This is a genomic window from Bacillus sp. 05T31 (genome assembly GCF_056396725.1).
Genome location: NZ_JBFTMA010001495.1, coordinates 1 through 372 on the forward strand (window position 1 = coordinate 1; position 372 = coordinate 372).

Below are 372 nucleotides of genomic sequence, written 5' to 3' on the forward strand. Positions count from 1 at the left end.
TTCCATAACTGTAGATATGGATGGTGTAAATTAATGGATGAATAATTTACTCTTAAAATTATAACAGAACAATTAAAGATTTTTATATGTAATATTGCATATAAAGGGTAAACAACAATAATTTCTTTTTATAAAAATAAGCCCCTGGTGAAAATGATGAGTAACCCTTTTCCATATGAAATGAACTTGGTATAAAATGAAAGATTACAAGTATAAGATTCTATACTTAGTAATCCCTCACTTTAAGGTATGTCTTTGGGGAAGTGTGAGGAGTTCAATCGATTCTGAATAAAATTGATAGTATCAGTTGCAATTTTTTTACGTTTAAGAACAATCCCGGCATGTCCACATGTATAAGTATATCTTGTAGGT

1 pseudogene is annotated in these 372 nt (G+C 28.8%); it reads right to left on the bottom strand.

The features are described 5' to 3' along the window. Positions 1-242 precede the first annotated feature (242 nt). A pseudogene (locus tag AC1DJR_RS34025) lies at positions 243-372 on the bottom strand (alpha/beta hydrolase); the annotation flags it as partial.